Raw genomic sequence first — 23,251 nt, 5'->3', positions numbered from 1 at the left:
CCGGGTTTCGACACGGCTCATTCGAACGCAGGCGGGGTAGGCTCAGTGGCGGACACCCAGTGGACCCAGACACGGACCCCGCGATCCTTCAGCGCCTCGAAGATACGTCTGGTCGGCGTCCTGGCAGTCGTGACCTCGCTGTAAATTTCGTCGTTGAGGACCCTCACTTCCTTTAGCGCGGGCAAGTCGAGCAGAGCCTCAATATGGTTCATCCCGGTGCTGAGATTCAGGGATTTCAGCTTGCGGAATGATACGAGGGTGCGCACGTCGACCTTTCCGATCATCGAGATCGCGGAAAGCTCTTGAGGTTCGGGCAGCGTTCGATCCCCGACAGGTCCTTGACGTCGAAGAGGTCGTCTTCGCCATCCCAGAAATGCCAGGCGTATTCATAGACTGTCCCGCCGCCGTCGAACTCGATTTCCTCCACGGCGGCGAGAAGCTCGTCGGTCAGCGGGTATCTCTCGAGGTAGTCCCGGGCCTCGGGGATGATCTCGTATCCCTCGTCCTCGAGATCGACCGCTCGACCGAGGACGTGCGTGGCCAGTTGTTCGGGCGAGCCAAGATCGATCCGCTTCGCGTCGAGAAGCGAAGACAGGACGACGAGCTTGAGGTTGGGGTCCGCGAAAGGTGCGCCAGCGATGCCTGCTGCCACCGGGTAGGGTGGTTCTGTCGGTTCAGGATATTCGGCTTCAGGGTTGGAGAATACGATTTCGTTGACGGTCTCGAGGGTGAGGCGGACACGTAGCATATAGCCCTCGGGAAACCGTCGCACACCCATGCGCACGCCTCGCATCATCGGCATGTCGTCGCCGATCTCGAGAGAGGGCATGGCGGCGCGCACCTGCTCGATTTTCATCTCCATTGCTATCCCGCCGACCGGGTGCCGGAAGCGATGATTGTAGTTGAGCATGCCGATCAAGCCATGCCGATCGATCCATGCGACTAAGCCGTGACTGTTCTCGAGCAAGTCGATCTTGCCGCCTTTATGTGGGGCAGGTGGCTTCCAGGCGGAACCCATTGCTGCCTCGACCTCCGCCATCGGCATGCCGGGCCTCAGGGCCGCGAGCGCCGCGACATCCACGGTGTCGTTCAATTCCGCCATCACATGCCTCCATGAATGGAAGTTGAAATGTCCGCCGTTGCGCAAAGTTAAAATGTCACTTTGATCCGTCGCACGGCACGACGACCAGCCCCGACCTCACCGGCTGGTCCGGGTTGCAAGGTGAGATCGGGGCGGGTGAAGTGGAACTTTTCGGCTTTCGCTTTGACAGCCCGATTAGTCGGTCATTCTGCGGCATCGAGATTGGAGAGAGCCTGTTTCCGCCGGGCAATGACCGCCGGATCGTTCATGAAATCCGTCCGCTTGCCCGGCTTGCGGCCCCGGGGTTTGTAGCCGATCTTCTCGCTGTTCGTCTTCACGGCCGGCTTCGTCGGCTGCTCCTGACGTTCCTTGATGTAGGCCAGGACATCACCGAGCCGCTTGTTCTCGGTGATCGCCGCATGCGTCACCCGCTGGTCCTTGTCGAACACCCGGTAGGGGAGGGAATGCCCCTTCCAGCGCACATCCAGCCTGCCGTCGGCATAGGCATAGGTCTCGATATAGCGACCGACCAGCCCGCGCGTCACCTCGGTCTCTTCCAGCATGATCCGCTGGCGCTCGTAGGAGAACGTCAACTGGGCACCGACATAACGCTGCTCACGTTTGCACAGGACGTCGCGCAGCCGATCCGGGACAAGGTTCAGCGACCGATGCAGATCATCAGGTCGGGCAGGGATGATGGCAAACTGCCGGTTATAGCGCTCCATGAACCGAGGCAGGAAAGCGTTGCCGTCGTCCATGCCGCAGATGCCCTCCAGGCGCAGATCCTTTATCAAACGGTCCTGCAGCGTCCGGTTCATCCGCTCGACTCGGCCCTTAGCCTGACTCGAGTTTGCGCAAAGAATCTCGATGTTTAGCTCAGAAAGCGCACGGCCGAACTGGGTCATGCCCTGGCCGCCCTTGGCATCCTTCTTCGCCACCCGGAACACCGAATGCTTGTCGGAATAGAAGGCGACTGGAGCACCATGCGCCTCCAGATAGAGCTCGAGCGCCTCGAAATAGCTGAACGCACTTTCCGATCGTACAAACCGCAACTGCATCAGCTTGCCTGTCGCATCATCGATGAACACCAGCAATGAACAGGGGTCGCCGCGATCTTCGAACCAACGATGCTCGGATCCATCGATTTGCACCAGCTCGCCATAGGCCTCGCGCCGCAGCCGCGGCTGATGAAACGTCCGCCGCTGCTTGCGTGACAGCCAAAGTCCAGCGTCTGACATCCAGCTGCGCAACGTCTCGCGCGACACCAGCAATCCATCGCGCTCGGCAAGCTTCTCGGCTGCCAATGTCGGCCCGAAGTCCGCATAACACTCACGAACCAGCGTCACCGCGTAATCCCGAACACCGTCACTGATCCGGTTGTTCGACGGCCGGCCGATCGCCTTGTGCCGGATCGACGCCGCACCGCCAGTCCTGATCCGCTCCAGCAGACGACGCACCTGGCGCTCACTTAGATCGAGCACATGCGCCGCCGACATCATCGTCATCCGGCCGGCGATCACCTTCGACAAAACTTCAATGCGCTGCAGATCGCGTTCGCTCATCGCTATCAATCCCATCTGCAATCTCCCGCGTCCTCAAAACGCGGGGAGTGTGACATTCCAACTTTGCAGAAATAGGACACTTCAACTTTGCGGTGTGAATTCATGCTGAACCGCGACTTGCGGGGCTGCCCAAGCTAACCGGCGTGTCTCATCTGAGCGAGCAGTTTTTTGCGAAAGACTTCGGCTGGCGTTCGATAGCCAAGACATTTGCGCGGTGTCGCATTGAGCCGATTGCAGATCTCGATCAGATCGGCGTCTGTGACCGACAGTGGATCGACCTCTCTCGAAAGCCATTTCCTTACCCTGCCGTTGGTGTTCTCGACCGTGCCCTTCTGCCAGGGTGATTGTGGATCGCAGAACCACGTTTGGGTGCCGATGCTGGCCTGGAGATACGGCCAGTCGGTGAACTCCGTGCCGCGGTCGAAGGTGATCGAACGGCGGGCAAGATGGGGTAGGGCCTTGAGGGCGTGTATGAGGCCGTCCATAACAGGCCGGGACTGCCGATCATTGTTGCGCAGAAAGATCGCAAAGCGGCTGACCCGCTCGACAAGCGACGTCACATTGGCCTTTCCGAACTTCTTGCGGAACTGGATCAGATCGCATTCCCAATGGCCGAACTGCTTGCGATCGGCAACGACGCCTGGGCGGCGCAGGATGTTCAAGTCCGGGCTAAACCTTTGGCCGTGCTTGCGTCTGGCGTGTCGTGGTCTGCGCCTGGCACGATGCTCCGGCAAATGCCGCCACAGCTTGATGGCATGGCCGTCGGCCGAATAGGCGAACTTGTAGATCGTCTCATGGCTCACCGAGATCGGATGACGTTCCAGCCGCATTCGGCCGGCGATCTGCTGCGGTGACCAGCCGTGAACGATCCGCTCGATCACCGATTGTCGAACGTGTGAGAAGCATGCAAGCTTCCGCAGCTTCGCACGACGTTCGCAAGCCATCTCATGCGCCGTCACGCAATAATAGTCGCTGAGATCAGGTATCTGCTTGTCGACGAACATATTGCGTCTAACTTCACGAAAGATCGTCGAACGATGTCGTCCGAGCTTCTCGGCGATGACCGCGACACTGAGGCCAGCCGTCCTCCAGCGAGCAATCTTACGGCGTTCGTCCAATCCAATCTGGGAGTAGGTGCGGTTCATTGCATCTTCCTTGCGAGTGATAACCCATTGGCATCATTCGCAAGTCGCACTTCATCCTTGAACCCACCCCGGCTACACGGTAAGATCGCATAAGGTAAATTATGGAACTTCGGATTAGTTCATTAACGCTATTCGGTTGTAAAAACGGAACGTAGTATGGCCCAAACAGCGGCCTTTTGGCACACGCCGGAAAGTAGCGTGGCACAACACCTGGTCTACGCCGTTCTGGTTGCTTTAGGCTTCAAAGAAGCGATCTCGTCAGCATGCGCAGCAATTGCACCCGGGTTAACATAGAGACCACATTGTTTACTGAAGGCAGCATAGCCAGCGATGATCGTTTCTCCGAGCTGAAGTCCGGGCATGAGCTGTGCACGCAGCTCACCCAACATGGCGTAAAACTGCTCCGGCGCGGCGGCTATGTACGCGTCATGGTCAACGCTCTTCGTCATGCTGAAAGTATGCCTTTCAGCATGTCCAAAGGCAACAAATGGGACGCTCAGGCTCTCGGTACCGCTATCTTGTCGCGATGATCCTAAGGTTATCTTGGAACTCGATACGGCGCGGTGATCGCGGCGGTTGGCCGAGGCTCACAATCCGCGACCTGAGTGCTGCTGAATTCGAAAGCCACTTCCAAAGCGCGTGTTGGAGAAGGCCCGTCGGCTCGACATCCCTTCTCTTGTTTCATGAAAGGCGGTCGTCAATGTTCGCCCGTCGCGGGGAGCAACGTTCTGGGTAAGCACCAATGCTGCCCTGACATGAAAAGCCTTCCGTACCCCGGAACTCTCCGCTCGACCCGTCGTTCTCCATGCAACGCTCAGGAAGGGTTCGAAATGGCTAGCACCTCCGACAAGACAATCGTCACCGCCTCCTCAAACGAAGTCGATGAAAGTGTGGGAACGCAGGCGGGAACATCTCCTGCCTACGAGCAGCGCAAGGAACTTGAAGAGCTGCAGGCCGAGCTTCGGAGTCTGCAAAGGGCAGTCCTTCGCCGTCCAATCACCCCCCGGTCTCCAGCCGTTCCCGGTGCCCCACGTACGATGCGTGAGGAAGTGGAGTATCAGATTCGCCTTCAGCCAATAGCGTCAGTAGCCTTAGCGGCAATCGTCGGATTTGTTTATGGGATTGGAAGATGACGGGGCCATCGACGGAAGCCGCTCGTTTAGCTGAAGAATATGTTCGGCTTGGTGGCAAGCGCCGCGCCAAGCTCGATGACAACATTGTCGACACCAGGCTGTGGGATGACGAACCAGACGAGGCGGCAGCTTTCTGGCGTGACAACATCGACAGTTTGCCGGAAAGCAGACGTCGAGAGGTTGAGACGAACCTCCCGAACATGAACCCGGGGTAGCGACGTCCCCCCGGTTGTCGGCACCATCCTCGAACTCCCACTTGGCCTTGCCGGTCAGCTCGCAGGAGTCCAGGAAGGCAGCCGCTGGTAGGCGAGTGTTCAGGTGCAAGTCCACATGCGACCATTGGTCAACCGCTATAGAGGAGTGAACGGATGACGCGAAGGATTTTGTCTGCAGCATTGGTTGTCACGTTGGGGATGTGCACATTTGGTGCGGCACATGCCGACCAAAGGGCGATGACATCGACAGCGACCGTGAAGAACGACCTCAAGTATCTGATGTACACGCCAGATGGGTATGGGACTTCCAACGCCCCCTACCCGCTCGTCGTATGGCTCCATGGAGGTGACCAGGGTGGGGGCGATATCGACAAGGTCAAATCGAGCGGCATGCCGAAATTGATCGAAGAGGGCAAGCAGTTGCCGTTTCTGATCTTCTCACCTCAAAACCCGAGCGAGGAACTGCTCTATCCCATCGAGAAGGTAGAAGCGGCCCTTGAGGAGGTTATCTCGAAGTACCGCGTTGATCGCTCCCGTATCTACGTCGTCGGCTACAGTCGGGGCGGTTTTGGGGCTTGGGCCATGGCGGAACAGTATCCGGACAAGTTTGCCGCAGTGGTTCCGATTGCAGGGGGTGGCAATCGCCACTACCTGAGCAGGACGAATGAAAAGGCTGCCTTCTGGGTCTTCCACGGGACCGACGACGACGTCATCCCCCTCTCAGATTCCGTCATCATGTACGAACGCCTCAAGGCTCTGAAACGTAATGCTCGGCTTAGTGTCCTGGAAGGCGTGGACCACTCGCACGTCGAACGGGCAACTCTTAACGATCCAGAACTATGGGATTGGTTGTTGAAGCAACGACTTGATGTTGCGCCCAAGTAACCATTTCATGGCCCGCAGGCTTGCGGCCAAAGCGGCCGCACGCGATGCAACGACGAGTTAGGTCAAACGCTTGGAGATTCACGGCTGGGAACCAGACCCCTATGCAATGGCTCTTACGGGCGCTGGGCTTCTCATCGCATTGGTGGCGTGGTTGCCACTGGCTCTCCGCCGACTTCCGCTCTCGCTTCCAATCGTCTGTCTGGCGATTGGTGGCCTGATCTATACCTCCCCGTATGTGACGTTGGACCCATCGCCAGGCGCATACCCCTATGCCACCGAACGTTTGACAGAGTTCGTGGTTCTTGTTGCGTTGATGGGCGCAGGCCTGAAGATTGACCGCCGGTTCTCATTCAGAGGGTGGGGAACGACTGGGCGGCTGTTATTGATCACGATGCCGATGAGCATCATCGCCATAGCATTCATCGGCACAACCCTGCTTGGTTTAGGTGCTGTGGCCGCGCTGCTGCTGGCAGCAAGCCTTGCGCCCACCGATCCTGTTCTTGCGGCCGACATCCAGGTTGCGGGCCCACAGGAAGGGGGTGAAGACACTGTTCGCTTCGCGCTCACGTCCGAGGCGGGCCTGAACGACGGCTTCGCGTTTCCATTTGTGCATCTGGCCATCGTTTTAAGCCTTGCGGCCACAACAGGAGAACCCTGGTTCGCTCGCTGGCTGACCTTGAATGTCCTCTGGGAGACGATTGCTGGCATTTGCTGTGGATGGCTCGTCGGCCGTGTGTTTGGTTGGGTAACCTTCAGGATGCCCGGCGATACGTTGGCAAAGACAGGCGACGGATTGGTAGCCATAGCGGCTACCTTCGTGTCGTATGGCGTGTCCGAGCTGCTGCACTGCTATGGCTTCTTCGCGGTCTTCGTTACCGCGTTGACACTGCGTAACTCCCATCGCGACCACGACTTCCAGCGCGACATGCACGACATCACCGAGCAGATCGAGCGCATCGCGATGATGCTCCTGCTGCTCGCTTTTGGCGGCGCAATCGTCAACGGCTTGCTGTCAAATGTCGGCTGGACAGAGATCGTAGCCGTCGTGCTGATATTGCTGGTCGTTAGACCCGTAACCGGCTTGCTTGCCCTTATTGGAGTCCGCGCGACACTCACCGAGAAGATCACCATCGCCTTCTTCGGCATTCGGGGTGTCGGTTCATTCTATTATCTCGCCTATGGGCTCAATCACGGGCAGTTTGAGGGCGGCGACCGGTTGTGGGTTATCCTGTCGCTCGTCGTTTTCGTCTCGATCCTAATGCACGGGCTCACTGTGACACCAGCGATGCGTTGGCTGGATCGGCGACACGGCCGGGAAGCTGACTGAAGTTCGGTCGGCCCTGCAAACCAGTAACACAGCGACGGAATGAAAAGGGGCGGATCGCGGAAATGCCGCCCCCTCCCCGCAACTAAAGAGTTTCAATCCATCTGGATGTTGGCATTTTTCACAATCGGTCCCCACTTGGCTAGCTCGGCACTCACATGTTTTCCTAAATCCTCGGGAGAGGACCCGACGATGGTCGCGCTGAACTCATTCATTCGCGCGATGACCGAGGGGTCCTTGAGCGCTTTGTTGGCAGCCTCGTTTAGCTTCGCCACGACATCCGTCGGCGTCTTGGCAGGTGCGAACAGTGCGTTCCAGGTGTAGGTCTCGTAGCCCGGAATGGTTTCTGCAACAGTCGGAACGTCAGGGAAAGAGGGGGCTCTCTTTGCCGTGGTGACGCCAAGAGCGCGAAGGGTACCCGACTTCAAGTGGCCCGACGACGATGGCAGGTTGTCGAACATGATCGATATCTGATTGCCAATGAGGTCGTTCAGCGCAGGCCCAGCGCCTTTGTAGGGGACGTGCTGCATCTTTACGCCTGCCATGCTGTTGAAAAGCTCCCCGGAAAGATGAAGCGGCGTTCCGTTCCCGGAGGAGGCGTATGAATATTTGTCCGGCTCTTTTTTCAACAGGGCGATCAACTCCGCTACATTGTTGACCGGCAGCTTGGGATTCACGACGAGAACGTTCGGCACGACCACCAGCAGCGAGATGGGTGCAAAGTCCTTCTCGGCGTCATAGGGTTTTCTTTTTAGGATGAGCGGATTAAGCGCGTGCGTCGCCACCGTTCCCATCAGGATGGTGTATCCATCGGGCTCAGCACGAGCCACGCGGTCCGCACCTAGATTGCCACCGGCCCCTGCAACGTTTTCGACGACAACCTGCTGATTGAGGTCATCGCTCATCTTCTGAGCGATGACGCGTGCCACCACGTCAGTTGAGCCACCAGCGGCAAAAGGGACGACTAACGTGATGGTTCTATCAGGGAATGATTGGGCCTCGGCGGCTGTTCCAGCAGACAGGAAGGCAAACGCCCCTGCCGCTGCTGCAATTGCCACACTCTTGAAAAAGTCGATGTGTTTCATGGAACCTCCTCTTTCGTCCGGATAAGTAACTAGGCGGATGACACAAGCAGTCAACTGGACCCTGATGCCCAGCTGTTCAGTGACACTTGACAAATTTTGTGAAAATGCCGCTCTTGTCTTGCCTCTCGTACTCATCTCGGAGGCAACTTCATGAAATACATCCCCTACGTCGGCTCCGGGCCGTATTGCTACGCCAACTCTTTTGCAATGATGCTGGGTGCGGACGCGCCGTCGACCGCAGCCATAGAGTTCGCGACCAGCAGTCCCTTCGGGATGCAGCTAGTTGGCGGCACGATGCCTTTCTTCGATCCCTTCGGATGGACCCCTGAAGCCGGTTTTGATGCCGCTCTGGACGCGATGGGCTGGACCTCAGTCGTCACGAAGAGCAACAGCAAACAGGACGCGCTCGCCCAGCTCAAGTCGGCGCTCCCCGATGGCCCGGTCTGGGTCGGACCTGTAGAGATGGGTCACTTTCGGCATCAGCCCGGCATGAACGGTCCCATCGGAGCGGACCATTACGTCGTCGTGCTCGCGGTCGATGACGAAGGAGTGAGAATGCATGATCCACACGGGTTCCCCTTCTCGACCCTGCCGCTGGATGATTTCCTCACGGCGTGGAGAGCCGAAACCATCGACTATGGCGATCCCTACACGATGCGGACCCACTTCCGCCGCGTGCGAGTGGTTCGGGAAGATGACGTAATCCGGGCCTCACTGCCCGCTGCACTGCGATGGCTCTCGATGGAACACCCGCAACATGTACCGGAGGGCACAATTGGCAACGAGGATGCCGCTCAGCGTCTTGCGAGCATGATCGAGGGCGGATGCAGCGACAACTTACGGGGCCACCTGATCCATTTCGCGGTGCGAGTGGGCGCGAGGCGACTAGCCGATGCAGCAACATGTCTTGCTCGGATCGGTGAAGGCGACGCGGCGGGAATAACTTCCGATCAGGCCCTGTTGATCGGGTCGCTCCAATTTCCCCTGGTGGCTGGTCGTGATGCGGAAGCGGCCGCGATCTTGAGGAAACTCGCACCGACATATTCCCGTTTGTTGTCTACGATAGATGACTCTTGTTCTGGAGGCATAGCGTGACAAATCGGCCGCGAGATCATCACCTTCGAAAAATGGGCCGAGGAAACAATCGGATGATGCTCGTATCCGGTTTGGGTCGTGAATAGCCGCGTGGAGCTGCAAGGACTGTCTCCGATAGTCTTTGAACAATATTACTCCGCCAACCTGAACCTCGTGCTTCGCTCGATCAGACTCGACCCGTCGGGACATCCCATTAGTGAAGTCCGATTTGACCGGTTCCAGATTGGTTGGAGCAACTGACACCTGGTGGCCGTAGGATAGGACTGCGTCGCCGGATGTTCGAGACATGCGGCGCCTTTTCCAGCGACGCGATCCGAGAAGAGAGCACCCCTATCTGGTCCAGATACAGTCGAGCGGTCTCCTTCTACGGTGCTCAATCATGTGAGACAGTACTGCTGCTCCACCTCCCTGACACCTTCAGACCGAGGACTGTTTCCACGCAGCCCTCGGCCAAGGCGATAAGGTGCCCACGTCGTGGTTACGAGCCGGGATCGACGCACGACGATGAGGCCAGTCCTGACGCCGGGATGATATCCGCTGATCGTCGTAGATTGCAGTGGCGATCCCACCGCCCTAACTACAAAGGATCTGCTTAAAGCAAATAGAAGTAGCCGAGCGACAACAGACCTGCGGTCCAAGCTGCGGTTATCAGAAGCAAAAAACTGAGAAAGATTTTTTCCATACACCGGACATGTTGCACCTGCTAAGCAAATCAAGCTCGTTCGGACCTTAGTCCCGCCTGGCGGAGATCCAATGGCGGTACATTCCTGATGTGCGCTCTTTAAAATTCGAGTTTGTTTTTTGTATCATTGCTCCTGTCGTTCAATCGGATGAGAGGATCAAGATTTGGATAATCATCTAACTGTAGGACTCGATCTGGCAAAGCAGGTCTTTCAAGTGCACGGCACGGATTCGCAAGGCGCGACGATCTTCACGCGGAAGATTCGGCGTCATGACCTGCTTGCTTTCTTTGAAAAACTTGATCCGTGCCTGGTTGGTGTGGAGGCTTGTGGAAGCGCCCATTATTGGGCTCGAGAGATTGGCTCCCTTGGACACGAGGTCCGTATACTGCCGGTACCGCGGGTCAAGCCGTTTGTTATCCGTGGAAAGACTGACGCCACAGACGCAGCGGCGATCAATACAGCACTGAAGCAGCCAGATGTCAGACCTGTGCCTGTCAAAACCGCGCAGCAACAGGCGTATGCGATGCTCTTGCGAACAGGGCCGTCTGGGTCTGCGCTGGACGAGGCATCCCTGCCCTATACGGTGCTCGACAGGGACTAGAGGGGACGCATGCAGCGATCACCGACAACGAGCGGTTCGGTTGCCGACGGCTCGACACATTGACCTTGCTCGTTCCGGGAATTACGTGGGCTTGGGACCCAAGCGCTATCGAGAACCCCCATGAGTTCACAGCTTGGCATTGCCCAACGGTATGCTCGTAGTGCTTAACCCTTCAGGCTGACCGAGGTCGTGTCCATCATGCTGCGGATCTTTGCGACGACGCTATTCAATGGCCGATCATCGCAATAGAAGGGCACTTCGCTCCGAGCCCGGGCGTAAAGCGCCGCCGTTCGCGCAGCTTTCGGCGCCGATCCGGGTTGCTGGTCATAGGCCTGGGCAGCTGCCATCACTTCGATTGCGAGAATGGTCTGCAGATTGTCGAGTATCGCCAGCGCCTTGTCCGCGGCCGGCGTGGCATGCGTCAGAATGTCCTCCTGCAGCGCAGACGTGATGCCGCCACCAAGACTTGCCGGCGCAGCCAGGCGACGGTTTTCCGCCACCAGCGCGGCTGCCGTATACTGAATGATCATGAAACCGGAACACACGCCGCTTTCGGCCGCGAGGAATGGCGGCAGGCCGCTTACCAGAGGGTTTACCAACCGGTCAATCCGCCGCTCGGATATCGCGGCGAGTTCGGCCGCTGCAGTCGCCACGCTGTCCATCGCTAGTCCCAAGCCGGCGCCTACGGCATGAGCCTGCGAATGAACCTGCGGTGCTTGGGGTGAGCCGGAAACGATGGGATTGTCCGTAACACTTGAAAGCTCTCGATCGACGACGTCGGCTGCCTGCCACAAGGCGTCTCGGACTGCACCATGGATCTGTGGTACGGCGCGCAGGCTCAAAGGGTCCTGGGTTCGCGTTCCGGCCGATTGCGCCAGAAGCTGACTTCCAGCGAGCAGATCGCGTAGGTTTTGCCCCACCTGTTGCAGTCCAGCAGAGCGGCGCAGCGAAAGCGGCATTTCAGCAAATGGATCGACTTGCGCACCGAGGTTCTCGTAGGTCATCGCCGCAGCTGCATCCGCCCAGTCGAGCAGATGGAAAAAGCGCGAGAGCGCCAGCGCGCCAAGCCCAGTCGCACAGGGCGTGCCATTGACAAGGCTCAGGCCTTCTTTCGCCTTCAGCGCAATCGGGTCCAGGCCGAGCCGCTGCAGCGCATCGCGTCCTGAGATCAATTCATCGACGTGCCTGCATTCACCCTCGCCGATCAGCACAAGACCGATCGCCGCGGCATGTGTGAGATAACCGACCGAACCTCGCGAAGGGATGACGGGTAGGAAATCTGCATTCAGCAATGCAAGGAGCGCCTCGACGACTTCAATGCTGATGCCGGAAAAGCCGTGGGCGAAATTTGCAATCTGCGCGGCCATCACAGCACGTGTCTCCGCCCTGCCGAGCGGCTCGCCGATGCCGCAGGAATGGCTCAGCAGAATGTTTCGAGACAAGGCCTGCTGGTCGTCACGATCGATGATGACATCGCAAAGGGCGCCGACGCCGGTATTGATGCCATAGCCTCGGATCTCCTGCTCGACCAGGGCGTCTACGATTGCGCGCGCCTTCGAAAGGCGCTGCCAGGCTTCGCGGGAAAGAGCCAGTTGCGCTCCATTGGCAATTGCCGCGACGTCTTTCCAGGTCAAAGGTCGATCGAGAACGATAGCGTCAGCCATGATGAGGCACCTCTGCGCGGGTGCGACGCTGCACGAAACGAGCGACATAGTCATCTGCGGGCGCATTCAGGATCTGGCCCGGGGTTCCTACCTGCACAAGCCGGCCGTCCTTGAGAATGGCAATCTCGGCGCCGATACGCAGTGCTTCATCAAGGTCGTGGGTAATGAAGACGATGGTCTTGGAGAGGTTTTTTTCCAGTTGTAGGAGCTGATCCTGCATATCGGTGCGGATCAGCGGGTCCAAGGCTGAAAAGGCCTCGTCCATCAAGATCACATCCGTGTCTGCAGCGAGCGCGCGGGCCAGACCGACCCGTTGCTTCATGCCGCCCGACAACTGGTGCGGGTATTTGTTTTCATATCCGAGAAGGCCCACGGTCTCGATCCATTTCATGCCGATCGGATGGGCGGCTGCCTTGCTCAACCCCCGCACCCGCTGCCCGTAAACGACATTTTGGAGCACGGTCCGATGCGGCATCAGGCCGAAGCTCTGGAACACCATGCTGACACGGCGGGTGCGGAATTCCCTGAGGTCGCGGGGATTGAGATCCAGCACATTGCGGCCATCCACGAGGATCTGCCCGCTGGTCGGCTCGATCAGGCGATTGATATGCCGCACCAAGGTCGACTTTCCCGAACCGGAAAGGCCCATGATAACAAAGATGCGCGACGCGCCAATCTTCAGACTTATATCGTTCAGACCAATACTGCAGCCGGTGCTTTCAAGGATTTCGCCCTTCTCGGCACCGTCGCGTGCCATGGCCAGGGCCTCGCGTGACTTTCGGCCAAAGATCTTGAAAACGTTGCGGATCTCTATCTCAGCCATTTTGGCCGTCCTCCAGCTTGGACCGGCCGAAGCCTTGGGTGATACGGTCGAGCACGATTGCCAAGATAACGATACCCAACCCGGCCTCGAGCCCCTTGCCGACATCGAGCGTCTGAATGCCATTCAATACCTGCTCGCCAAGGCCGCGCGCGCCGATCATCGAGGCCACCACGACCATGGAGAGGGCCATCATGATTGTCTGGTTGAGACCCGCCATGATCGTCGGCGTCGCAAGCGGCAGTTCGACGCCGAACAGGATCTGCCGCGGGCTTCCGCCAAAGGCGGTCGCCGCTTCGACAACTTCGCTGTCGACCTGGCGGATGCCGAGATCGGTCAATCGGATCAGCGGCGGAACGGCATAGACGATGGTGGCGAGCACGGCCGGTACCTTGCCAAGCCCGAAAAGCATGATCGCAGGAATGAGGTAGACGAAGCTCGGCATGGTTTGCATCACATCGAGAACCGGGAGCGTGATGCCACGCATGAGCCGGCTCTTGGCCAGCCATATGCCCATCGGTATGCCAATGGCGACCGAGATCAGCGTCGCCATCAACATCAGAGCGAGCGTCTGCATGGCCAGATCCCACATGCCGAGCGCTCCGATCACAAACAGCATCACCGCCACGACGACGACAAGCGCGGCCTTGCGGGTTGCCTGCCAGGTCAGCGCCATGAAAGCGATAATCACCAGCCACCAAGGCAAGCCGCGCACGATCCATTCGATGAACAGGATGGCCTGCAGGATCGTCTGTGATACCGCCTTGAAGACAAAGCCGTAATTAACCACCAGCGACTGCACCGCCATGTTGATCGGCCCGCGGATGGAGATATGGAAACTGTCGGGAAACATCGCTCAAGTCCTTGAAATGTCGAGCCGGCCCCGCTGATGCTCGCGGCATCGATGCGGTGCATGATATGGCCGCGCAGCCACACGCGCGGCCATTTGGGACTATTTCAGCGAGGCTTCGATCTTCGCCTTGGCGGCGGCCGAAACCCACGCGCCCCAAACATTACCCTTGGTCTTCAGGAATTGGTTGGCGGCAGTAACCGCATCAGCTTTTTGATCAACCATGTAGGCGAGGCTCGCATTTACCTCTTCGAGTGGGAAGGTCGCCTTTGCGAGGATCTCGATAATTTCGGGCGCCTCCTTGGCAAAGGCGCTGTTGACGCCGTAGGCGACTTCGACCGCCGGAAATGCGCAGCCGGCTTCGCGCTTGCCATTGGCGCTTGTCAAATCCTTCCAGCAGGTCTCGTTGTAAGCGGGTTCCTCAAGCTTGATGAGCTTGAACTTGCCCATGACGGCTGTCGGGCTCCAATAGTAAAAAAGCACCGGCTCCCCCTGCAGGTAAGCAGAACTGATGGCCGCATCGAGTGCAGTGCCCGTGCCCGGGCGGAAGTTCACATAGGCACCGGTGAGCTTGTAAGCTTCGAGCTTGGCGGTGTTGACGCCTTCGCAGGTCCAGCCGGACGGGCAGTTGAGGAAGCGACCCTTGGAGGGTTCTTCCGGATCCTTGAACAGTTCGGCGATCTTCGGATCGGAAAGCTGCGAGACGCTCTTCAGGTCGGGCGCAAGCGGTTTGATGCGACGTGCCGGGTCTCCCTTGACGAGATATTCCGGCACGAACCAGCCTTCGGAAGCACCGACAAACGTCTTGCCGACCGAAATGACCTTGCCCGCAGCGGTGGCGTTGTTCCAAACATCGGAGCGACCGATCCATTCCTCGGCGAAAATCTGCACGTCATTGTTGGCGGTAGCTTGCTCCAGTGTGACCGAATTGCCGGGGATCGCGTCCACCTTGCAACCATAACCCTTGGACAGGATCGCTTTCATCACTTCGGTGATCAGGGCGCCGCTCTCCCAATCGATGCCGGCGAACGTGACGGTCTTGCCATCGGCGCAGTAGGAAGCAGCGTTGGCACCGGAGACGGAGCCTCCGAGCGCCAATCCGGCAGCCAGGAGGGTGTATTTCAGTTTGGCACTCAGCATGGAATTCCCCTTTTTTGTTTGCTCATGAGTTGGTGCTGGTTTGAAGAGTTTAATTCAGTTGCAGGAGAACCTCCCGGAACGCATTGTCGATTGCCTCCTCATATCCATGCCGACCCTCGCGCACCGCCGATTGTCCCTCGCCATCAGATCGCGAACCGCGTTCTGGTTACCGAAAAGCCCGGGCCGCTGGAGAGCCGGTCGCGTCGATGATCGCGCAATATCTGCCGGTATTTCACACGATGCAGTTCCTCGTGAACCAAACGTCTCGGGTCATTCACTGTACAACCTGATTGCAACAGCCTACATCGCATCCGGACCATCCCCCCAGGTCAGCCTATGCTGTCACGCCAAGTCCCGACACTGTCATCTTGTCAATCTCGCCGTCTCCGCGGCGAGGACCATCGCCTGCGTGAAAGCATAGAAATGAAGGATTCGGGATGTGCACCACCAGGCTGGGCTCCTTCAACAAGGCCAGATTTTACTCGGCGGCGCAAAGCGGTCCCTTGCCGTTGAGGGTCGAAATCCTGTCGAACTCCCAAAAACTGCTGAGCAAAATCTACCCTGCGCAAGAGGGTCTGCGATGGCGTCATTTGCCTAACCTTGCAAAGTTGTATAGGGAACATGTCAGAATTTTCGGAACCGGACAAGTGGGATGTCCTAAAATTGTGCTTTATTTCCGGTGCATATTTTGTATGCACTCCACATAGTCAGCGAGGAAGAACCAAGCATGTCCGAGGCCGAGCCAACCCTTCAAGCGCCAAGCCAGCGTGACATGCCGATCTACGAGCGGCTAAAAGCCGAGATAAAGCGCCGGATCGACACCGGGGAATGGCCCGCTGATCACCGCGTGCCGTCTGAAAATGAAATGGCTCAGACGCTGAACGTTAGCCGCATGACGGCCAATCGCGCGTTGAGAGAGCTTGCCATGGAAGGCGTTCTCGTCAGGGTCCAAGGGCGCGGATCTTTCGTGGCCCACAAGAAGCGAAGCGCGCCGTTTCTGGGCGTTCGCAATATCGCCGACGAAATTGCCGAGCGAGGCTCGACCCACAGGTCTCAGGTCATTCTGGCCCAGACCGAGGTCTGTGGACATGAGCTCGCGGAAGCCATGAAGATCGAGGTCGGCATGCCGACCTTCCATTCGGTCATCCTTCATCATGAAGATGACGTGCCGATCCAATTGGAAGATCGCTTCGTCAACCCAGCCGTGGCGCCGGATTATCTCGAGCAGAATTTTCGGGAAATGACACCCAATGCCTATCTGACCCGCATCGCACCGATCTCGCATACGGAACAATTCGTTGAGGCGGTACCTCCACAGCCATGGGAATGCAAGCATCTCGCGATTGCCCGATCGGAGGCCTGCCTGCTGATCCGCCGGCGCACCTGGTCAGCCGGCCGGGTCGTCACCTCGGTGCGGCTTCTCTACCCCGGCAGCCGTTACCGGTTGGAAAGTAGCTCATAAGCTCGTCGAAAATCTCGTCCGGCCCTCCAGTCGGTTGACGGGCTCGGAGCGGCGGCGCCCGAAGCCCGCTGATGGCGCGAGCATCTCCATGCATCCGGCTTCGTTGCGGTCCCGCCTCCTTCAAGGAGCAGGCCTGGGCATATTCGCAACGACGAGGATCGTCGGGCAAGTTATAGAAATCTATCCGTGAGGTTAAACGAAGCGCAGTCTTGTGAAACAAAAGAACCAAGGACGATCCTGCGCCGATCGAGACTAAGGGCGGTGGCGCGCAACGCCGCTTGCAGGACGGAGGGATCGGCGTGGACCAGACCTTCGAAGCGACTCTGGTCGCCCTCCCGGATTTCCGCGACCGTATATTCGACCCGACCCAGCGGAATGGGGCCGTTGGAAAGCTCGCCTTTGATACCTTCATAGATCGTCATCATTCTGCCGATCTCCCTATGGTAAGGAAGCGTATATGTTGCTTTGCAAAATAACCAGCAAAGAATGGTGCGTTGCGACAGAAATATGACAATGCATTCGGAGGTTCTGTTGGAATCCTCGCGGTCATTCGGCGACGGCCTTTTAGGGAGGACGCACAGGATATTGTCACAGGGGTCGCATGAACCGCGCGCATCTGGAGTGGCGGGTCAGCGTCAGGATCGACAGGCTCACTCAGCCAGAATTGGCGGAAGACTGTGTTTTGAACGCAACGTCAAAAGTCACGCCAGGGTCCTGAAGAAGAGAAGCTGTTTGCGCTGCGCAGCAATCCTGTCCGGAACTTTATGCGATCCCCAGCGGGGAGCGCTGCCGGGGTGAGCGAGCGCGAAACCCAACCACAGAAACACCTGAAACACCATTTCGGCAACGACGCCCGGAGCGTCAGTGCTTTTGGGGGGATGGATTAGTCACTCTATAACCGTGACGAGCAAGTTCTTCCTCGGCTTCGACAAGGGCCATTTCCAGGAAATACCCGATCATGGTCAGTTTCGGATGGCGCTTGACCAGTGCGACAAGCCCGCGCAGGTGCTCAACAACCTTTTTCAAATCATCCATGACTGTCCTCGTTCATCTATGCGAAAACTATCAAGGACTGCATTTAATTCAACCATACGTTTTGAAGGGTTGTACCATTTTGATGTGCGGCAGCTGTGTGCGTCGGATGCTACGACCGACATCGAGCAATCGTTACCCGTTTTTCTGTTGGTCAAGCCCAGGGCCGGGCCGGGACTGCTGGAGTCCCGGCGGCCATCAAAGCCCACGCCACCGGGAGGTCTCTGGCTGGCACGTAAGATGCGGATCATCACCTGATCCTGCTTCAATCGACTTCAACAGAGCAGCGCCGCGGAATCGGGAATGGAGAGCGAGCTTCCTGATCTGGCGTGTTTTCAACACGCTCTGATTGATTGGGATGATGGCGGGAGTTGTGATGATGGCGGGAGTTATGTAAAAGTCACCGGGCCGCAGAGCCGCCCCCCGCGGTTACCCCCCCCCTGCGGAAAGGGCTCGACGTGCTCTTCATACCGCTCGTCGAGCCCTTCGTGCCGCCCCCACGACAGGGTTTGGCGAGTTCAACCATTACCGGCTCTGGATCGTGGTCTCGCCTATTGATAGGTTTGACCCGGTGTTTTCGGTGAATGATCGGTCTCCCCAACATCGACGCCAGTGAGCTCCCTCGTGATCGCTTCGAGTGTTACGGTAAGCCCCGCCTCTACCTCGATCGACCTTAGGCCTTTTGCGGCCTCTCTCGCGTAGATTACCAGTCTCGCCAGGGCGACGAGTTCTGCTTCTTTATCGATTTGGACATTCGAGCACGTCATGCATATCCCCCTTGTGTGGGCAATCTAAACCTTTCGATGGTCGTCGGGCGTGACATCGGCGTGACACAACGCATGGCTGATGACGTCAGCCATCACGCCAGAGAGAGGTTCGGTGAAATTCAAAGGAGGCGGGGGAAGGATCCATGGCGGATTTTCGCATGGCATCGATCATGGCGAGGGCGTCGGCCCTTTTCTGATCAACATAGTGATGCGCGAGAATTCGCGCCAATTCATCAGCGCGGGCAGACATGATCTCCCGGCAGTTCGCGACGATCGCGTTCCAGTTGCGGCCCTTGAAGAACAAAGACCGACCGCTGTCCTTGAGGCGCTGCGCCTCCTGTTCGCTGATGAGACCATGCGCGCAACACCTGGCGACTGTCGCATCGACATTGACCATCGGGACGGTAATGGCGACAAATCCGAGTTCTTGCGGTCCGTGCAGCAGAGCGACATCCGCATCGTCGATCAGCGTTTCGTTCGCATAGCCCTTGAAGATCTCTCCCACGCCAATCATACCGAAGGCGTGACACTCCGCGGCCCGCAAGGCACCCATGCTCGCCGCGCCGAAGACCGCCACCCCTTTCGAGAGAGCGTAGAGAATTTCCTTGTGCCAGACGGGGGCGACATATTCGAAGGCGCCGTCGATCACGCCGATCGCTTGCGCACCCTTATCGATCGCTCGACGCACATCTCCCTGCATCGCCGGCGGCGCTACGATCATGTCATCTGCAACGAAACGCCTTGCATCCGGCAGGCTTGGACCGACGAAGACAAATTTCATGAGGCAAACGATGCTGTCATCGCCCTGTCGCCAAATCTTTGCCGCCGCTCTCCTTCAGGATTTTCCAGTCCAGGCGTCAATATCTTGACGACTGCGAAGGCCAGAGCCGGGGCGCTCAGCCGGACAGCGATTGCTTGAGTGACGCCTGCCTGCTTCAAATTCATCAAGATTCCTGCGAGATCCATTGGGCCGGGCAAGGGCATGGCGCGTGAAGGATCAGCATAAAACAGTCTTCGCAACCGCTCCGGCAACGGTCGCCGATAGGTCTCATGAAAAACGTCGTCACGGGCGCCACTGATATAAGTGACCCGGGACTGCGCGGCTTCCGTCAGCGCCCGTATGGCTGCGCGTTCGGGAGACGGATGAGCACCGCAGCCGAACGTCACATCGATAAATCGCGGCGCGCGGGAGGCGAGTGTGGTTTTGGCCGCAAGGAAGGCGCCGATACATGGTATGCCGACATCGCTGGTCATATCGAACATGCGCAACATGATGCCTGCGGCCTCGATCTTCGCGATCAGTGACCTGACATTCTCGCCGCCAAATGCCTCGGGCTTCAGACATCTTGAGTGCTGGCCCGCCTCGGGAAGAACCTGCCACAAGACATGAGCGTCGCGTTCGATACGCTCAAGAAGACCGTGAAAGACGGCTTCGTCATAGGTGTTGCCGGATGAAAGGCCGTCCGAAGACTGCCAGTATCTGCAGTTCAACAGGGTCCGATCGAGTGATACCGCTTCGACCGGAACGTGGACGCGGTCAAGACTAAAGAGGTCTTCTCCCACCGCAAATGCCATCGTATCGGTTGCTCGTGGAGGGGGCTGCTGTCTGCCAAGCAACGGAATGAGCAAATCGACACGCTCGCCGGCGTCGAAAAGAGCCGACGCTGACGTAATCTTGTGTGACAGGAACGGATCGCAAGCGACAGCCCGCTCGATAGCCTCCATGACCGCGGATGTTCTCGCATCGGCATCGGTAAGTCCTTTGCCTTGAGCAACTACGATCGACTTGGCGTTTGGTGTATAGGCGCACCAGACCGGAATCCCGATATGATCAAGTCCGGTCTGGCGGCCAATACGGGTTATCCCAAGCGTCTTGAGAAAGGGACGTACCCGCTCATAGGTCTCCTCAGGCGAGCAGATGCGGTCCATCGCTTACGCCGTCGGCAGCTTAGCCATCGAAGACACCGGAGAAAGCCTGCTCAGAAGAAGAGACTGCAATCGCCAAATTGACGTCTTTGACAATTGTTCCTCCCGCATTTCTAAGATCGTTTGCCGCGGCCAGCGGCCCGGAAACGGGCGGCTGCATCGGCAGGACCGTTCCCGCGTCAATGTCCGCCAGATAAAGCTGATCGTCTCCGGGCAGCCCGATTATCACAACTCTTGCCATATGTTACCCCCTTGGTTTCTGGCACTAAAAAATCTAAAATCCGGCTTTTACCAGGCCCTCCCGGTAGAGTTCCTTCTGCCATTGCTCTTTGACCGGCAGCACGGAGAGCCATTTGTCGAGATCGAATTGCGGGTTGAGTTCCTGAGCCTTGCGGCGATGGGCGCGTGCTTTCGCGGTATCGCCGGCCATGGCATAACTTGCCGCCAGCAACCTGCGGGCCGACGAGGAGTCGCCCATTCGGTCGATGTAGCCGATCGCCTGATGAAACTCCCCCAGGAAATAGCTGGCGCCGGCCGCAATCCAGAAATAGTCGTCCGGGCATATCGGATTGAGACGGATCGCATTGCTGATCTTTGCCAACCCATCGGCGGGCTTTGATGCATGAACCAGGGCGTCGGCATAGCCACATATCGCGTCTGCAAGGTGAGGGCTCAGTCCTTCCGCGCGGTCGAATGCCTCCAGGCTTCCGTCAAGATCGCCAAGATAGAGCTTCGACAACCCAAGCTCCCGATACGCCGATGCCAATTCCGGCTCAAGTGCCACTGCCTTTTTTGCCGTTTCTTCCGCCTGAACCAGCAGTTCGCTATCGCCCCGCGCCGTCAACACCCATTCCCAGGAGTAGGTACGGGATAGCCCTGCCAATGCCGGCGCGAACCCCCCTCTCAGCTTCAGGGTCTCTCGAAAGGCATTTCGAGCCCGGCGCACGTCGGGGAGCGTGAACTTGTTGAGATGCTGGACGCTTGCAAGATAGGACCGATAGACGTCCGGATGAGCACGGTAGTCAGCAAGCGCGATTTCGGTGCGCTGGAGATGGCTGCCAATCGCCGTCACGATCATCTGCGCCACTTGCCTGCGGTGTGAGGCAAGTGAACTGGCTTTAAGGCGGAAGCGCTCCGCCCATAAAACGCTGTCGGAGGGCAGGAAGATCATTTGCACGAAGAGACCCTCGCCGCTGATGTTCGTATCAAGGACGTAGGAGATGGAATGTTTCTGCAACTGAGCCATTTTGTCCGAATCCCGTCGAATACGGGCAGCCGTATAGGGAGCCACGACCGCCACCGTCCTCAAGGCGCACAGGCTAATCGTAATATCCTCCATCAGCGCGCGGGCTGGATAAGCCGCCTCTTCCTCCGCCTCCTGGGGAGGTAGCAAGACCAGCCGCGGAAGGTCGATAGGCATCGAAGGGCCGACTGAACTCTCCATCGGAACCGCGCACTCGGCCCGACCGATCGCTCGTCCAAGCGTGCCCGCCCGGTCATCATGACGATGCGCCGCAAGCAGCACTTCGCGAACAGCGGCATCGCCCGGATCGTGCTCGAGGAGCTGTTTTGCACTATCCTTGATCTTCGCCCAATCGGATTGGTCGACCGTCGTGGCCTGGGCTTCGAAGAATGCTGCCCGGAAGCGCTCCCATTGGGCCGACCGTTGATTCCCGACCCATGACTTGAGCCCAACAGGTAAATTCGTTTCATCGATAAACTGCCGCGTCAGCAGTTTTGACATCGCGTTCAATCGCGGTAACGCTTCAAGATCACTCGAGAAGACGGCGAAATCCGCGACAATGGGCTCTGCGGACAGACGTATAGTCGACGCCGTGAAATCGAGCGGAACAGGCCAGCCATCTGCGACCATTTTGCGGACGCGCTCGATCATCTTGCGGATGTTGATTTTCACGGCGACTTGATCGCCTGTCCAAAGCAGACGGGCCAGATAGTCCCTCGGCAGTTCGAGCTCGCCGCTGGCCAGCATATAGACGAGGCCAAACAGTGCCTTCTGTGGCAGTGGCAGTGTCCCTCGTTCGTCGTCGGCAAGCCGAAGGCCCCCGAATGTCACAAGCCGAAGCATCGGAACGATCCGCTAACGCGTTGCACCTGGATCCGCGTGATCGCGATCCAGATCTGAGGGCCTTCTTAAGGATTTTACCAGTTGAACGATGTTTTGGCGCAGCTTGGGATTTGCCACCTTTTGGAATGCCAGATTGAGCTCCATCCCCTCACGGGTTGCGAGAAAAGAGGTTACCGCGTCTTCTTCCTGAACGAAAGATTTCCCATTGCCTGAGACCGAAGTGTCGGGCGCATCGGCGAAGAAATGGGCAACCGGCACATTCAGTATGGTTGCGATATGCAGGAGCCGGCTGGCACCCACCCGATTTGCGCCTTTTTCGTATTTCTGAACCTGCTGGAAGGTAATCCCCAGCCCGTCCGCAAGTTTTTCCTGGGAGATCTTGAGCATGGTGCGCCTCAGCCGGATTCTTGATCCAACGTGTACATCGATCGGATTTGGTTTCTTCTTTTCCATCATTGTACCCTCAGTTACGAACATAGTGATATGAACCGGCGCCCCGCGCAACTATGACCTGTTGAATGAACTATGCACTACCGCCGAGATGAACGTCCAGAGGGCCGACCGTAGTTTCACGCTTCATTTCGAAATGCGCGCGGATGAGGTGCCGAGCCTGATCCACGCTTCGCAAACCCGCCATCTGTTGGAGAGGATCATGGCCCCGGAGGCTGACGTGGCAAAACTGAAGGAAAGATGAC

The 23,251-nt window shown here is 58.0% G+C and carries 22 protein-coding genes and 2 pseudogenes; 7 read left to right on the top strand and 17 right to left on the bottom strand.

Going from position 1 to position 23,251, the window contains the following annotated elements; genetic code table 11:
* Positions 1-17 precede the first annotated feature (17 nt).
* The 5 genes from ACZ9EJ_RS26935 to ACZ9EJ_RS26915 form a co-directional block, all read right to left on the bottom strand.
* Entirely contained in the window at positions 18-284 is a 267-nt protein-coding gene (locus ACZ9EJ_RS26935) for a hypothetical protein (protein ID WP_046626981.1), read from the bottom strand.
* The gene (locus ACZ9EJ_RS26930; protein WP_052753976.1) at positions 281-1,102 is read right to left on the bottom strand and encodes a DUF7256 domain-containing protein; all 822 of its coding nucleotides are present in this window, start codon (positions 1,100-1,102) and stop codon (positions 281-283) included. The genes ACZ9EJ_RS26935 and ACZ9EJ_RS26930 overlap by 4 nt, the downstream gene beginning before the upstream one ends.
* 182 nt (positions 1,103-1,284) lie before the next feature.
* On the bottom strand, positions 1,285-2,658 hold the full coding sequence (locus tag ACZ9EJ_RS26925; protein WP_046626979.1) for an ISNCY family transposase: 1,374 nt from the start codon (positions 2,656-2,658) through the stop codon (positions 1,285-1,287).
* A gap of 119 nt (positions 2,659-2,777) precedes the next feature.
* Positions 2,778-3,788, bottom strand: coding sequence for an IS30 family transposase (locus ACZ9EJ_RS26920; protein ID WP_046626977.1), 1,011 nt, complete (start codon positions 3,786-3,788; stop codon positions 2,778-2,780).
* A gap of 215 nt (positions 3,789-4,003) precedes the next feature.
* A complete protein-coding gene (locus tag ACZ9EJ_RS26915) occupies positions 4,004-4,237 on the bottom strand; it encodes a hypothetical protein (protein ID WP_255736672.1) in 234 nt (77 codons plus the stop codon).
* Between the two features lie 680 nt (positions 4,238-4,917).
* Between ACZ9EJ_RS26915 and ACZ9EJ_RS26910 the strand changes: the two genes are divergently transcribed.
* The 3 genes from ACZ9EJ_RS26910 (at position 4,918) to ACZ9EJ_RS26900 (ending at position 7,348) form a co-directional block, all read left to right on the top strand.
* The gene (locus tag ACZ9EJ_RS26910; protein ID WP_046641861.1) at positions 4,918-5,136 is read left to right on the top strand and encodes a hypothetical protein; all 219 of its coding nucleotides are present in this window, start codon (positions 4,918-4,920) and stop codon (positions 5,134-5,136) included.
* A gap of 153 nt (positions 5,137-5,289) precedes the next feature.
* Positions 5,290-6,021: a carboxylesterase family protein gene (locus ACZ9EJ_RS26905; protein ID WP_046626973.1), complete on the top strand. Its 732-nt coding sequence runs from the start codon at positions 5,290-5,292 to the stop codon at positions 6,019-6,021.
* A gap of 70 nt (positions 6,022-6,091) precedes the next feature.
* Positions 6,092-7,348 (top strand): cation:proton antiporter, encoded by a 1,257-nt coding sequence (locus ACZ9EJ_RS26900; RefSeq protein WP_255742478.1) that lies wholly within the window; start codon positions 6,092-6,094, stop codon positions 7,346-7,348.
* A 92-nt stretch (positions 7,349-7,440) separates the two neighbouring features.
* On the opposite strand, the gene ACZ9EJ_RS26895 is transcribed toward ACZ9EJ_RS26900, so the two are convergent.
* The gene (locus ACZ9EJ_RS26895) at positions 7,441-8,430 is read right to left on the bottom strand and encodes a Bug family tripartite tricarboxylate transporter substrate binding protein (protein ID WP_046626969.1); all 990 of its coding nucleotides are present in this window, start codon (positions 8,428-8,430) and stop codon (positions 7,441-7,443) included.
* Positions 8,431-8,580: 150 nt separating this feature from the next.
* Here ACZ9EJ_RS26895 and ACZ9EJ_RS26890 point away from each other — a divergent pair, with 150 nt between their 5' ends.
* The 3 genes and pseudogenes from ACZ9EJ_RS26890 to ACZ9EJ_RS26880 form a co-directional block, all read left to right on the top strand.
* A complete protein-coding gene (locus tag ACZ9EJ_RS26890) occupies positions 8,581-9,525 on the top strand; it encodes a cysteine peptidase family C39 domain-containing protein (protein ID WP_046641863.1) in 945 nt (314 codons plus the stop codon).
* Between the two features lie 6 nt (positions 9,526-9,531).
* Positions 9,532-9,765 (top strand): annotated as a pseudogene (locus tag ACZ9EJ_RS26885) (hypothetical protein); the annotation flags it as partial.
* A 606-nt stretch (positions 9,766-10,371) separates the two neighbouring features.
* Positions 10,372-10,746, top strand: a pseudogene (locus ACZ9EJ_RS26880) (IS110 family transposase); the annotation flags it as partial.
* A gap of 227 nt (positions 10,747-10,973) precedes the next feature.
* On the opposite strand, the gene ACZ9EJ_RS26875 reads toward ACZ9EJ_RS26880, so the two are convergent.
* From ACZ9EJ_RS26875 to ACZ9EJ_RS26860, 4 genes are all read right to left on the bottom strand, one after another.
* Positions 10,974-12,473: an HAL/PAL/TAL family ammonia-lyase gene (locus tag ACZ9EJ_RS26875; RefSeq protein WP_046641865.1), complete on the bottom strand. Its 1,500-nt coding sequence runs from the start codon at positions 12,471-12,473 to the stop codon at positions 10,974-10,976.
* Positions 12,466-13,296: a quaternary amine ABC transporter ATP-binding protein gene (locus ACZ9EJ_RS26870; protein ID WP_052753975.1), complete on the bottom strand. Its 831-nt coding sequence runs from the start codon at positions 13,294-13,296 to the stop codon at positions 12,466-12,468. Before ACZ9EJ_RS26870 ends, ACZ9EJ_RS26875 begins: the two co-directional genes overlap by 8 nt.
* Positions 13,289-14,146: an ABC transporter permease gene (locus ACZ9EJ_RS26865; RefSeq protein WP_046626961.1), complete on the bottom strand. Its 858-nt coding sequence runs from the start codon at positions 14,144-14,146 to the stop codon at positions 13,289-13,291. Before ACZ9EJ_RS26865 ends, ACZ9EJ_RS26870 begins: the two co-directional genes overlap by 8 nt.
* A gap of 99 nt (positions 14,147-14,245) precedes the next feature.
* Positions 14,246-15,283 carry an ABC transporter substrate-binding protein gene (locus tag ACZ9EJ_RS26860; RefSeq protein WP_046641866.1) on the bottom strand — a complete coding sequence of 346 codons (1,038 nt, stop codon included), beginning with the start codon at positions 15,281-15,283 and terminating at the stop codon, positions 14,246-14,248.
* A gap of 727 nt (positions 15,284-16,010) precedes the next feature.
* On the opposite strand from ACZ9EJ_RS26860, the gene hutC reads away from it, so the two are divergent.
* Entirely contained in the window at positions 16,011-16,745 is a 735-nt protein-coding gene (hutC, locus tag ACZ9EJ_RS26855) for a histidine utilization repressor (protein WP_046626957.1), read from the top strand.
* Positions 16,746-16,915: 170 nt separating this feature from the next.
* On the opposite strand, the gene ACZ9EJ_RS26850 is transcribed toward hutC, so the two are convergent.
* The 7 genes from ACZ9EJ_RS26850 to ACZ9EJ_RS26820 all read right to left on the bottom strand — a co-directional run bounded on the left by ACZ9EJ_RS26850 (position 16,916) and on the right by ACZ9EJ_RS26820 (position 23,012).
* On the bottom strand, positions 16,916-17,170 hold the full coding sequence (locus ACZ9EJ_RS26850; RefSeq protein ID WP_046626955.1) for a hypothetical protein: 255 nt from the start codon (positions 17,168-17,170) through the stop codon (positions 16,916-16,918).
* 436 nt (positions 17,171-17,606) lie between these two features.
* Complete coding sequence (locus ACZ9EJ_RS26845) at positions 17,607-17,780, bottom strand: hypothetical protein (RefSeq protein WP_255736670.1); 174 nt, start codon at positions 17,778-17,780, stop codon at positions 17,607-17,609.
* Positions 17,781-18,629: 849 nt separating this feature from the next.
* Positions 18,630-19,325, bottom strand: coding sequence for a TfuA-like protein (locus ACZ9EJ_RS26840; protein WP_046641867.1), 696 nt, complete (start codon positions 19,323-19,325; stop codon positions 18,630-18,632).
* The gene (locus ACZ9EJ_RS26835) at positions 19,322-20,473 is read right to left on the bottom strand and encodes a YcaO-like family protein (protein WP_046626949.1); all 1,152 of its coding nucleotides are present in this window, start codon (positions 20,471-20,473) and stop codon (positions 19,322-19,324) included. Before ACZ9EJ_RS26835 ends, ACZ9EJ_RS26840 begins: the two co-directional genes overlap by 4 nt.
* Positions 20,474-20,492: 19 nt before the next feature.
* A complete protein-coding gene (locus ACZ9EJ_RS26830) occupies positions 20,493-20,711 on the bottom strand; it encodes a hypothetical protein (protein WP_046626947.1) in 219 nt (72 codons plus the stop codon).
* 33 nt (positions 20,712-20,744) lie between these two features.
* Positions 20,745-22,556: a hypothetical protein gene (locus ACZ9EJ_RS26825; RefSeq protein WP_046626945.1), complete on the bottom strand. Its 1,812-nt coding sequence runs from the start codon at positions 22,554-22,556 to the stop codon at positions 20,745-20,747.
* A gap of 12 nt (positions 22,557-22,568) precedes the next feature.
* Positions 22,569-23,012: a helix-turn-helix domain-containing protein gene (locus ACZ9EJ_RS26820; protein ID WP_046626943.1), complete on the bottom strand. Its 444-nt coding sequence runs from the start codon at positions 23,010-23,012 to the stop codon at positions 22,569-22,571.
* Positions 23,013-23,251: the final 239 nt, after the last annotated feature.

The sequence above is a fragment of the Neorhizobium sp. USDA 3394 genome (assembly GCF_056280385.1).
This window is presented reverse-complemented; position numbering and strand designations above follow the sequence as displayed.

Bases quoted from the DNA above. Each gene is read 5' to 3' on its own strand.
- ACZ9EJ_RS26935 (WP_046626981.1), bottom strand. From the start codon at position 284: ATGATCGGAAAGGTCGACGTGCGCACCCTCGTATCATTCCGCAAGCTG.
- ACZ9EJ_RS26930 (WP_052753976.1), bottom strand. From the start codon at position 1,102: ATGGCGGAATTGAACGACACCGTGGATGTCGCGGCGCTCGCGGCCCTG.
- ACZ9EJ_RS26925 (WP_046626979.1), bottom strand. From the start codon at position 2,658: ATGGGATTGATAGCGATGAGCGAACGCGATCTGCAGCGCATTGAAGTT.
- ACZ9EJ_RS26920 (WP_046626977.1), bottom strand. From the start codon at position 3,788: ATGAACCGCACCTACTCCCAGATTGGATTGGACGAACGCCGTAAGATT.
- ACZ9EJ_RS26915 (WP_255736672.1), bottom strand. From the start codon at position 4,237: ATGACGAAGAGCGTTGACCATGACGCGTACATAGCCGCCGCGCCGGAG.
- ACZ9EJ_RS26910 (WP_046641861.1), top strand. From the start codon at position 4,918: ATGACGGGGCCATCGACGGAAGCCGCTCGTTTAGCTGAAGAATATGTT.
- ACZ9EJ_RS26905 (WP_046626973.1), top strand. From the start codon at position 5,290: ATGACGCGAAGGATTTTGTCTGCAGCATTGGTTGTCACGTTGGGGATG.
- ACZ9EJ_RS26895 (WP_046626969.1), bottom strand. From the start codon at position 8,430: ATGAAACACATCGACTTTTTCAAGAGTGTGGCAATTGCAGCAGCGGCA.
- ACZ9EJ_RS26890 (WP_046641863.1), top strand. From the start codon at position 8,581: ATGAAATACATCCCCTACGTCGGCTCCGGGCCGTATTGCTACGCCAAC.
- ACZ9EJ_RS26875 (WP_046641865.1), bottom strand. From the start codon at position 12,473: ATGGCTGACGCTATCGTTCTCGATCGACCTTTGACCTGGAAAGACGTC.
- ACZ9EJ_RS26870 (WP_052753975.1), bottom strand. From the start codon at position 13,296: ATGGCTGAGATAGAGATCCGCAACGTTTTCAAGATCTTTGGCCGAAAG.
- ACZ9EJ_RS26865 (WP_046626961.1), bottom strand. From the start codon at position 14,146: ATGTTTCCCGACAGTTTCCATATCTCCATCCGCGGGCCGATCAACATG.
- ACZ9EJ_RS26860 (WP_046641866.1), bottom strand. From the start codon at position 15,283: ATGCTGAGTGCCAAACTGAAATACACCCTCCTGGCTGCCGGATTGGCG.
- hutC (WP_046626957.1), top strand. From the start codon at position 16,011: ATGTCCGAGGCCGAGCCAACCCTTCAAGCGCCAAGCCAGCGTGACATG.
- ACZ9EJ_RS26850 (WP_046626955.1), bottom strand. From the start codon at position 17,170: ATGATGACGATCTATGAAGGTATCAAAGGCGAGCTTTCCAACGGCCCC.
- ACZ9EJ_RS26845 (WP_255736670.1), bottom strand. From the start codon at position 17,780: ATGGATGATTTGAAAAAGGTTGTTGAGCACCTGCGCGGGCTTGTCGCA.
- ACZ9EJ_RS26840 (WP_046641867.1), bottom strand. From the start codon at position 19,325: ATGAAATTTGTCTTCGTCGGTCCAAGCCTGCCGGATGCAAGGCGTTTC.
- ACZ9EJ_RS26835 (WP_046626949.1), bottom strand. From the start codon at position 20,473: ATGGACCGCATCTGCTCGCCTGAGGAGACCTATGAGCGGGTACGTCCC.
- ACZ9EJ_RS26830 (WP_046626947.1), bottom strand. From the start codon at position 20,711: ATGGCAAGAGTTGTGATAATCGGGCTGCCCGGAGACGATCAGCTTTAT.
- ACZ9EJ_RS26825 (WP_046626945.1), bottom strand. From the start codon at position 22,556: ATGCTTCGGCTTGTGACATTCGGGGGCCTTCGGCTTGCCGACGACGAA.
- ACZ9EJ_RS26820 (WP_046626943.1), bottom strand. From the start codon at position 23,012: ATGATGGAAAAGAAGAAACCAAATCCGATCGATGTACACGTTGGATCA.